The sequence below is a fragment of the Micromonospora sp. NPDC000668 genome, assembly GCF_042897975.1.
Taxonomy (GTDB): Bacteria; Actinomycetota; Actinomycetes; order Mycobacteriales; family Micromonosporaceae; genus Micromonospora.
In genome coordinates, this window is the sequence record NZ_JBIAYP010000008.1 from 20,775 (window position 1) to 29,979 (window position 9,205).

Sequence of the window (9,205 nt, forward strand, 5' to 3'; positions counted from 1 at the left end):
GAACGATAGTGCCCCCACCCCTCCCCCGGGCAGCGCCTGAGTTCCGCCCCGCTGGCCGGCCGCTTCGGCCTGAAGATGCTGACCGCTGCAGCCGGGCGCTGATCTTGTAGACGACACCTCGCACGATGGCTCGGCGCATAAGGAAAACTGGCGGGCATGGCTGACTTGGGCGATGCGAAGGCCGCGCTGCACCACTACCTCCAGGCGACTCGCGAAGACCTGATCTGGAAGGTCGACGGGCTGAGCGAACGCGAAGCCAGAATGCCCCGGACCGCGACCGGCAACAACCTACTGGGAGTCCTCAAGCACTGCCTCAATGTCGAAGCCGGCTACTTCGGGCCTACCTTCGGGCGCGAATTCCCGACGCCTGAGGAACTGGTCCCCATGCAGGCGTTCGAGGAGGACCCGCAGGCAGACTGGTACGCGACGGAGGAGGAGACGAAGGATGGACTGATCGACCTGTATCGCCGTGTCGGGGTGTTCGCGGATCAGACGATCCAACAGCTACCGCTCGACGCGCCGGGGCGGGTGCCGTGGTGGCGGCCAGGCAAACAGGCCGTGACGCTGCACAGGATCATCGTCCACGTGACCTGCGACCTCGCTCGTCACGCCGGTCACGCCGACATCATGCGCGAGCAACACGACACGGCGATCGGCCTGCGGCGGGAGAACACCAGCATCCCCGACGACTATGACTGGCCGGCGTACGTCACCAAGCTGACGAAGCTCGCTGACCGATTCGGATAGCCGTCCGGGTCCGTCGACACCGGCGGTGAGGTCAGCATCCACCGGCAACGTTGCGAGCGGCTGGCGATGTGCCGGAGATCCGGGTGAGCGTCGCCGCCCTGCCGAGCTGCGACAATGAGCTTCCTGGTCAGCCAGGCGTCCGCGTTGGCCAACGCTCAGGGGCCGGCCTGACGGGCGGGGCGCGGGTGGGAAGATTTTTCCGGGGCCGTGTCGATCCGCGGGCCGCTCGTTCGACGTGTGGGGGCGAGGGCCGACGGGCGGCCCCGCCGGACGAGGAGAACGCGATGTCGAAGTACCTGCTGATCATGCGGGGCACCGATGAGACGAACGCGGCCATGATGGCTGATCTCGACGAGATGATGGCCACGACCCGCCAGTTCATCGAGGACATGATGAAGGCCGACGTTCTCGTCGCGGCGGAAGGGCTGGACGATCCGGGCCAGGGCGTCGTGGTCGACTTCAGCGGCGAGGCGCCGGTGGTCACGGACGGGCCGTACGGCGAGACCAAGGAACTGTTCGGTGGCTACTTCCTGCTCGATGTCGCCACGAAACAGGAGGCGGTCGAGTGGGCCAAGCGGGTCCCGGCGGTCCGCGGGTCCAAGATCGAGGTCCGGCGGGTTGCCGAGGCCGACGAGGTCCCGCAGGGCAGCGAGAGCAACGGCCAGATCTGATGGGTACGGCCGACGTCGAGGCCGTCTGGCGGATCGAGTCGGCCCGGATCGTCGCCGCGCTGACCCGGTTCACCGGCGATTTCGGGCTGGCCGAGGACGCGGCCCAGGAGGCGGTGGCTGAGGCGCTGGTGTCGTGGCCGCGTGCCGCTCCGGCCAATCCGGCCGGCTGGCTGATGGCCACGGCCCGGCGGCGGGCGATCGACGCGATCCGCCGCCGGGCCGCCCTTCAGCACCGATACGCCCTGCTGGCGGCCGACCCCGCGGTCGACGAAGAAGTCGACCCCGACAAGATCGACGACGACGTCCTGGCGCTGATGTTCGTCAGCTGCCACCCGGTGCTCTCCCCGGAGGCCCGGGTGGCGCTGACCCTGCGCGTGGTCGGCGGCCTGTCCAGCGAGGAGATCGCCCGCGCGTTCCTCGTACCCGTGCCGACCGTGCAGGCCCGCATCACCCGGGGCAAGAGGACGATCGCGGCGGCCGGGGTGCCGTTCGAACTGCCGGCGGCCGGCGAGCGCCGGGAACGGCTGGGCGGCGTGCTCAGCGTCCTCTACGTGATCTTCACCGAGGGGTCGACGGCCACGTCGGGCGGCCGGCTGCTGCGTCCCGACCTCGCGTACGAGGCGATCCGGCTGGCCCGCACGCTGGCCGCGCTGCAGCCGGACGAGCCGGAGGTGCACGGCCTGCTCGCGCTGTGCGAGCTGACGGCCGCGCGCTTCCCGGCCCGGACCGGCCCGGACGGCTCGCCGGTCCTACTCGAGGACCAGGACCGGCGGCTGTGGGACTTCTCGGCGATCCGCCGTGGGCTGGCCGCGCTGGCCAAGGCATCGACTCGCGGCCTCGGCCCCTACGGTCTGCAGGCCGCGATCGCCGCCACCCACGCGTCGGCACCCTCGGTCGAGGAGACCAACTGGGACCGGATCGTGGTGCTCTACGAGGCGCTCGGCCGGGTCGCGCCCTCCCCGGTGGTCGAACTCAACCGGGCTGTCGCCGTGGCCATGGCCTCGGGTCCAGCGCAGGCCCTGGCCATCGTGGACGAGCTGATCGCCTCGGACCGGCTCCCCGGTTCGCATCTGGTTCCCACCGTGCGCGGTGAGCTGCTGACCCGCCTCGGCCGGCGACCGGAGGCACGCGCCGAGCTGGAGTTGGCGGCCCGGCTGTGCGCCAACCAGCGCGAACGCTCGGTGCTGCTGCGTAAGGCAGCCGCGCTGGGCTGACTTCCCCAGCTCGGTCAGCCAGGATCCGAGCAGATGCGTTGTCTCCCTCCCCGCTTCGGCCGCTGGCCTCGGAGCAGTTGGTCACGCGCGGGGATGGCTGGTGATGCCGTCCAAGACGGTGGTCAGGTTGTGGTTGAAGGTTTCCTCGGCGTTGAGGTGGGCGCCGTCGATGACGAGCCGGGCGACGGTGGGGTACCGGCCGGTCTTCAACATGCGGGTGAGGTAGGGGCCGAGGCTGGCCTGCCAGGCGGCTTCATCGGTGCCGGTGGAACGGGCGGTACGTCGCTCGGTGACCTCTCTACGGACCGCTCCGATGATGAAGGCGTTGAGGGCGCTCAAAGCCCGCTGGAGATCGTCGATGCCGCGCACGCTGGGGGCCTGGCTCAGCGCCGCCGCGGTCGCTTCGCCCACGGCGAGCGCGTGAGGTCCCAAGTGTGGCCTCCCGCCGAGCAGATCGGAAAACCACTCATGATCAAGGGCGGCGTCGCGGGTCGCGTGGGCGACGGCCAGTACCGTGGCGCGCCATTCGGAGTGCCGGCCGACCTCGGCGATCCGGGCATAGACGACGTCGACCATCAGATCGAGCAGTTCGGATCTGTTGGTCACGTAGTCGTAGAGCCGCATCGGGCCGACCCCCAGCTCCTTGGCGATCTTGCGAAGCGACAGTCCGTCGAGGCCGTGCACGTCGGCTAGCCGGATCGCCGTAGCGGCGATTTTCTCGCGGCTCAACGGCACCGGCGCCGCTCGCGGCTGGGGCTCGGGCCGTTCCCAAACGGGCATCGGCGCGCTACCGTACGGCGTATCCATGAATACAGCGTACGCTAAGGGGACGAAGATGAGAATCGCGATTGCCGGTGGCGGCCTTGGCGGGCTGACGCTGGCACGGATCCTGCATCGGCACGGCATTGATGCGGTGGTGTACGAGCGCGAGGCAAGCCGATCCGCGCGATCGCAAGGCGGCACGCTCGACCTGCACCCGGAGTCCGGGCAACGGGCCCTGGCCGAGGCGGGCCTCACCGGCCGGTTCCGGTCGGAGGCGCGGCCCGAGGGCGAGGAACATCGCATCGTCGACCCGACCGGACGGACCCTGGTACACCATGAGCCGCAACCTGGCTCATTCTCCGGACGTCCCGAGATTGACCGGAGCGTACTGCGTGATCTTCTGCTCGATTCGCTCCCCAGCGGCGCGGTTGCGTGGCGACACCGGCTTGTCGCAGCGACGCCACGACCTGACGGAGGCTGGGGACTCACGTTCGACGGCGGCCACAAAATCGACTGCGACATCCTCATCGGTGCCGACGGCGCGCGCTCGGTCGTCCGGTCGCTGCTGACCGACGCGGAAACATCCTATGTGGCCACCTTTGCGGAGCTGAACATCTGCGACGTCGACCGGCGCCATCCCGATCTCGCCGAGCTGGTCGGCCCCGGGAACCTGTGGTGCGTCGGCGTGAATCAGATCCTGGCAGCGCAACGCATCGGCGATGGCAGCCTCCGCGTCGGGATCTCGCTGCGCGCAGAGGATCGCCCGATCGACACATATCGCAGCAAGCGTGCTCTGCTGGACATGTTCGGTGGCTGGCACCCCCGCCTCACCGCACTCATCGAGGCCGGCGACAGCGCGCCGACGCCGCGCAGGATCGAAGCGATGCCCATTGGTACGCGCTGGTCCAGCCGGCCGGGTATCACCCTCATCGGCGACGCCGCGCACCTCATGCCGCCGGTCGGTGAGGGCGCCAACCAGGCCATGCTCGACGCCGCCGAACTCGCCAGCCGACTCGCCGCCAACCCCGCCGACCCGGACTCGGCAATTCAGGCGTACGAGGAGGCGATGTTCAGCAGGATCCACCCGATCGCCGAAATGTCCGCACGAGTCCAGGCGATGATGCTGTCCCCCACCGCAGCGGAAGACATCATCCGCTTCTTCACGCCCCGGCCCGCCGAACCGGCACCCGCAGACTGAGAACGCGCTGCGCCTGGCCATCGCACGGGGTGGTCCCGCTTGACCTTGACACAGTGACAAGCTCTTCACTGTGTCAGGGAGGTGGTCCCGATGACCATGCCGAACGAGGACACGGACACGATGCGAGCTCTCCAGGGGCTGGCGAACAGCAGCTCGTCGGTGCGGCTGCGGGCAGCGCTGGCGGTCGGCACGACCCCTGACCCCCGATTCATCGACAAGCTCATCGAACGCTGCGCGATCGAGCCCGACTTTCACGTCCGCGAGATGCTGACGTGGGCACTCATCCGACACTCGTCAGCAGTGACGGTCCCAAGGCTCATGGACGAACTTCGCTCGGAGCGTGCGCAGGCACGAAGCCAGGCGTTGCACACGCTGTCCAAGATCGGGGATCGGCAGGCGTGGCCAGCGATAACACGGGCGCTGCTGACCGACGCCGACGACGAGGTGGCGCGGAGCGCCTGGCGAGCAGCGGTCGTACTCGTGCCGGAAGGTGAAGAACCCGAGTTGACCGGAGTGCTGTCGACACAGCTCGGGCGCGGCGAGCGTGAGACGCAGTTGAGCCTCAGCCGGGCGCTGATCGGGCTCGGTGAGGTGATCATGCCGACCCTGCGCGCCGCGATGACGGATCTAGACCCTCGCGTGCGCGCGCACGCGATCGCCACGGAAGGGCTGTTGCGCGACCCGGATGCCGGATTCGAGTTCGCGATCGAGGAGGCGAAGCGCGTCGTAGCCCTCGGCAGGGCCGGCCAGGAGGGGTGACAGGCAGTGTTGATCGGTGAGGTGGCACGACGGTCCGGGGTCAGCGCCCGGATGCTCAGGCACTACGACTCGCTCGGTCTGGTGCGGCCGACAGGTCGTACCAACGCCGGCTATCGGGAGTACTCCAGCGAGGACATCCGGCGGATCTTCCATATCGAGAGCCTGCGGTCATTGGGGCTGTCGCTGCGTGAGGTCGGGCGCGCGCTCGATGATCCCGGCTTCACGCCGTCCGAGCTCGTCGATGACCTCATCCGCCAGACGCGAAAGCGCATCGCAGCTGAGACGGAGCTGCTCACCCGACTCGGTCGGATCGGTGCCGCGGAACCCACCGGCTGGGAGGACGTCCTCCAGGTCGTTGCCCTCCTCCAGGCACTGGGGTCGGAGAGTGCCGGGAAGCGCCAGCGCGCGGCCTTGTCCGCAGTCGAGGAGGTTCCGGTACCAGTGGAGGCACTGGTCGAGGCAGCACTGAGCGAGACGGACCCGAACGTCGCCGGAGCCCTTCGATGGGCTCTGGCGCAATCGGGGGGTGGCGGATTGGCACTGCTGGCGGAGGGCCTCGGCTCACCCGTGGCCGAGGTGCGGAAGCGTGCCGTCCAGTCCATCGCCGAGATCCCGAACGGTGACGCGACCGCACTGCTGCGGGACGCCCTCGCGAACTCCGACATCGTGGTCCGCAGGTATGTAGCTCTGGCGCTCGGGGCACGTGGAGTAGCCGACGCGGTCCCGACGCTCATCGACATGGTCGTCGAGGAGACGAATGACGTCGATGCAGCCGACGCATTGAGCGCGCTGGCGAGTGACCCCGCGTTGGCGGATCAGATCGCTACCAGGCTCGTTGACCGCCTCGCCCCCGGCACCGGTGAATCGTCTGCCCGTCGACGGCTGACACAGGCGCTCGCGGACATCCCGGGGATCACGACCGCACGGGCCCTCGCAGATCTGTCACATGACGAAGACCGTGCCGTTGCGCTTACTGCGACATACATTCTGAAGCTGCGCGACGCGCGGTAACGGACCGTCACGGTGTACGGAAGGCAGAAGCACCTACGGCCGCTCGGCGACCTGGGTGACGAACGTGCGCCACGCCGTCGGGCTGAAGGCCAGGGTGCCGCCGTCGCGGTTCTTCGTGTCGCGGACCAGGACGACGCCGGGAAGGTTGTCGGCGACCTCCACGCAGTCGCCGCCGTTGCTGCCGCTCTTCGTGCTCTTGCGCCACCGCGCGCCGGTCATGTCCATGAGGCTGCCGCTTCTTTCAGGAGGTCCAGGGACCGCCCGCGGGGAAGGGCCTCGCCCCGTATGCGTTCCCACCGTCGCTCCAGCGTAGCAATCTCCGACGCCTGGTCGACGATCTGCGCGTGCGCCTGACTGTCCACATGCGCCACTCGCGTTCCGCCGGGCAGTTCGGCGAGTGTGAACGGCCCATTGAGCCCCGGGTAGGCCGCCGCCTCGCTCGGCACGATGTGAAGTTGAACGCTCGGCAGGTCGGCACAGACCAAGAGGTGAGCGAGCTGGGCAGCCATGAGCGCCCGGCCCCCGGCGACCGGGCGGCGGATGATCCCTTCGTCCAGCACCGCGATGAACAGGGGTCCGCGCTCACGGGTCAGGATCGCTTGCCGGTCGATGCGTGCCGCGACCAACTCGTCTATCTCGGCTGGGATCAGCGCCTCCCAAGCAAGCGTGGCGCGTGCGTACGCCTCGGTCTGGAGCAGGCCCGGAACCCAGGCGAGCTGGAACGCCCGCAGCGCGACCGCTTCACGCTCGATGTCGACCCACGGTCGGAACCACACCGGCTCACGGCGGTTGAGCACGTCCGGCCAAAGTTCCAGCACGTCCTTCCGGAGGATCTGTGCTACCTCGGCGCGGTGCCGGGTCTGCGGGATGCGCCCCGGGTTTGCCCACCGGGCGACGGTCTTCGGGTGCAGACCGATGCGACCGGCCAGGCTTTCGGCCGTCTCGCACGCCTCGGCGAGCGCCGCGACGAATGCATGGTTCATGCCCGCGTCCCTTCGGGAGCAAATGGTACGTACCGAAGAAATCATCTAACGCTGTGTGATTGTCACGCAACCCTCGGCAGGGTGCTGTGTAGACGGCGCGAGTGGTGGAGGCGACAGAAGCCCGCCGCCCGCGTTCGTGCGGGGGCCCGGCCGATCCGACGGCGAGCACCGAGGCCGGGCCCCCTTCCCATCACCGGATGCGAGGGGAAGCCGTGCCCGACACACCGAAGATGCCCGACGCGAGGCCGAATGCCGAGGTGGCAGAGCGGACGATCCAGTCCGGTGACCTGCTGCGCCTGACCCGGGATGCGAGCCCGCAGTTCGTCCGGGCGGTCACCGTCCGCGTGATCCGCGTACTGGCCGACCGGCACACCTACCACGGTTGGCTGTGGATCGAGTGCTACGAGCTGGCCCCGCACGGCGACGCGGTAGCCCGCCGCGAGCTGTACCTGATGCCCGAGGGTGTGCGCTGGCTGACGGCTCCACCCGCCCCGGTCCGTCGGCGCCGGTCGGTCGTACCCCGGCGGGTGACGCTGTGACCCGCCGCCGATCCCTCGCGGCCCACCTGGCGCTGTCAGGCGTGTGGGATCGCCTGGCCGGGCCTCGGCCCGATGACCAGGCCGCTAATCATCGCCCGCGTGAACAGAATTCTCGCCGTCCTGCACTGCCTTCCGTACCTCGTCGTTCGCCGTTGTCGGGTCGTAGCCGGTGGCGCGAAGGAGGTCGCTGGCGGCGGTACGCAGTTGGGTCACCACCGCGTCGCCAAACTCGTCGACCCCCTGGGCTCGGGCTCGGCCAGCCTGATGGAGGGCAGCGCGCACCGTGTGGCGGGTCCTCTCGGTGGGGCGCCCGGCGCGATGCTCACGGCGCAGCAGGTCGACCGCGTCGGCGAGTTGTCCGACGCTGGCGGGCAGGTCGGGCGGAATCGGCTCGTTGTACTGCAACGCCATCGCCGAGCGGCGGGCCACTCCCCGGCTGTGCTCGATGACTCGTTCCAGCAACTGGCTCGCGCGCGCGAACCGCTCCACATCCTGACGGCGCAGCCAACGGGCCGGCGCGAGGCTGACCACCTCCTCGGCGCCGCTGAGTGCCTGGTGCATCCGATCGAGGTCCGGCCCCATGCCGCGGAGGGCGTCCAACGCGCGAACCGCCCGCTGCTGATCGCTCGTCGTCAGCGCTGCGGAAACCTCTCGCAACTGACGTGCGAGGCAGTGGAAGATCGGGGCCGCGTCACGGTCGAGGATCCGCATCGGGTTCAACGGCACCAGCAACGCGACGACCACGATGCCCACCACGCCGCCGACCATCGCCTCCACGATTCGCGGCCACTCCAGGTCCTTCTGAGCCGGAGCGAGGGCCGCGAGCAGCACCGCCGTGCCGCCGGCCTGGCCGACGGCAGCCCCACTACGCCCGAACAGCACAAGCGTGGCGAGGATGGCGCATCCGACGATGAATCCGGTCTGCCAGAACCCGGTGCCCAGAAAGCTCAGCAGGAAGTCGGTGGTGGCGATGCCGAGCCCGACGCCGAGCAGCAGTTCGACCGTGCGGTGTGCGCGCTGCCCGAGTGAGGCGACGATCGTGCCGACCGCGGCGGAAGGGGCGAAGATCGGCGCGGGGTTGCCCAGCAGGTCGTGGCCGATCGACCAGGCCAGAGCCGCAGCGAGGCCCGCCTGCACCGAGATCACCAGGGCGGCTTCCAGTTGGCTCAGCCGCAGTCGTCCCGCCCGGCCACCTCGACCCCGAGCCCGAACAGCAGTTGCCTTCGCACGTGCCGCCAGCCGGTCGCGCCGTGTCGGGCTGGCGCCCGGCTGACGGCGGCCATCAGGATTCACCGAGCACTCGTACCACGGCGCAGCTCGG

Annotated in this window: 11 protein-coding genes; 7 read left to right on the plus strand and 4 right to left on the minus strand. The window is 69.4% G+C overall.

Annotated elements, in window-relative coordinates:
• The first annotated feature begins 156 nt into the window (after positions 1 to 156).
• The 3 genes from ACFY29_RS32020 to ACFY29_RS32030 all read left to right on the plus strand — a co-directional run bounded on the left by ACFY29_RS32020 (position 157) and on the right by ACFY29_RS32030 (position 2,632).
• The gene (locus tag ACFY29_RS32020; RefSeq protein WP_328417438.1) at positions 157 to 747 is read left to right on the plus strand and encodes a DinB family protein; all 591 of its coding nucleotides are present in this window, start codon (positions 157 to 159) and stop codon (positions 745 to 747) included.
• A gap of 284 nt (positions 748 to 1,031) precedes the next feature.
• Positions 1,032 to 1,418, plus strand: coding sequence for a YciI family protein (locus tag ACFY29_RS32025; RefSeq protein ID WP_386992085.1), 387 nt, complete (start codon positions 1,032 to 1,034; stop codon positions 1,416 to 1,418).
• Positions 1,418 to 2,632 (plus strand): RNA polymerase sigma factor, encoded by a 1,215-nt coding sequence (locus ACFY29_RS32030; RefSeq protein ID WP_386992087.1) that lies wholly within the window; start codon positions 1,418 to 1,420, stop codon positions 2,630 to 2,632. Before ACFY29_RS32025 ends, ACFY29_RS32030 begins: the two co-directional genes overlap by 1 nt.
• Before the next feature lie 81 nt (positions 2,633 to 2,713).
• Here ACFY29_RS32030 and ACFY29_RS32035 read toward each other — a convergent pair whose 3' ends face one another.
• The gene (locus tag ACFY29_RS32035) at positions 2,714 to 3,439 is read right to left on the minus strand and encodes a TetR/AcrR family transcriptional regulator (RefSeq protein WP_355602664.1); all 726 of its coding nucleotides are present in this window, start codon (positions 3,437 to 3,439) and stop codon (positions 2,714 to 2,716) included.
• 28 nt (positions 3,440 to 3,467) lie between these two features.
• Here ACFY29_RS32035 and ACFY29_RS32040 point away from each other — a divergent pair, with 28 nt between their 5' ends.
• From ACFY29_RS32040 to ACFY29_RS32050, 3 genes are all read left to right on the plus strand, one after another.
• Positions 3,468 to 4,592, plus strand: coding sequence for an FAD-dependent oxidoreductase (locus ACFY29_RS32040; RefSeq protein WP_386992089.1), 1,125 nt, complete (start codon positions 3,468 to 3,470; stop codon positions 4,590 to 4,592).
• A gap of 96 nt (positions 4,593 to 4,688) precedes the next feature.
• Positions 4,689 to 5,351: a HEAT repeat domain-containing protein gene (locus ACFY29_RS32045; RefSeq protein ID WP_386992543.1), complete on the plus strand. Its 663-nt coding sequence runs from the start codon at positions 4,689 to 4,691 to the stop codon at positions 5,349 to 5,351.
• A gap of 6 nt (positions 5,352 to 5,357) precedes the next feature.
• Positions 5,358 to 6,362, plus strand: coding sequence for a MerR family transcriptional regulator (locus tag ACFY29_RS32050; protein ID WP_386992091.1), 1,005 nt, complete (start codon positions 5,358 to 5,360; stop codon positions 6,360 to 6,362).
• Between the two features lie 33 nt (positions 6,363 to 6,395).
• Here the strand turns inward: ACFY29_RS32050 and ACFY29_RS32055 are convergent, their stop codons facing one another.
• Together ACFY29_RS32055 and ACFY29_RS32060 are read right to left on the minus strand one after the other, a co-directional pair.
• The gene (locus ACFY29_RS32055) at positions 6,396 to 6,581 is read right to left on the minus strand and encodes a DUF397 domain-containing protein (protein ID WP_355602672.1); all 186 of its coding nucleotides are present in this window, start codon (positions 6,579 to 6,581) and stop codon (positions 6,396 to 6,398) included.
• Entirely contained in the window at positions 6,578 to 7,345 is a 768-nt protein-coding gene (locus ACFY29_RS32060) for a DUF5753 domain-containing protein (RefSeq protein ID WP_355602674.1), read from the minus strand. Before ACFY29_RS32060 ends, ACFY29_RS32055 begins: the two co-directional genes overlap by 4 nt.
• A 212-nt stretch (positions 7,346 to 7,557) precedes the next feature.
• On the opposite strand from ACFY29_RS32060, the gene ACFY29_RS32065 reads away from it, so the two are divergent.
• Positions 7,558 to 7,884, plus strand: coding sequence for a hypothetical protein (locus ACFY29_RS32065; RefSeq protein ID WP_386992093.1), 327 nt, complete (start codon positions 7,558 to 7,560; stop codon positions 7,882 to 7,884).
• 84 nt (positions 7,885 to 7,968) lie between these two features.
• Here ACFY29_RS32065 and ACFY29_RS32070 read toward each other — a convergent pair whose 3' ends face one another.
• The gene (locus tag ACFY29_RS32070) at positions 7,969 to 9,030 is read right to left on the minus strand and encodes an aromatic acid exporter family protein (RefSeq protein WP_386992095.1); all 1,062 of its coding nucleotides are present in this window, start codon (positions 9,028 to 9,030) and stop codon (positions 7,969 to 7,971) included.
• Positions 9,031 to 9,205 lie beyond the last annotated feature (175 nt).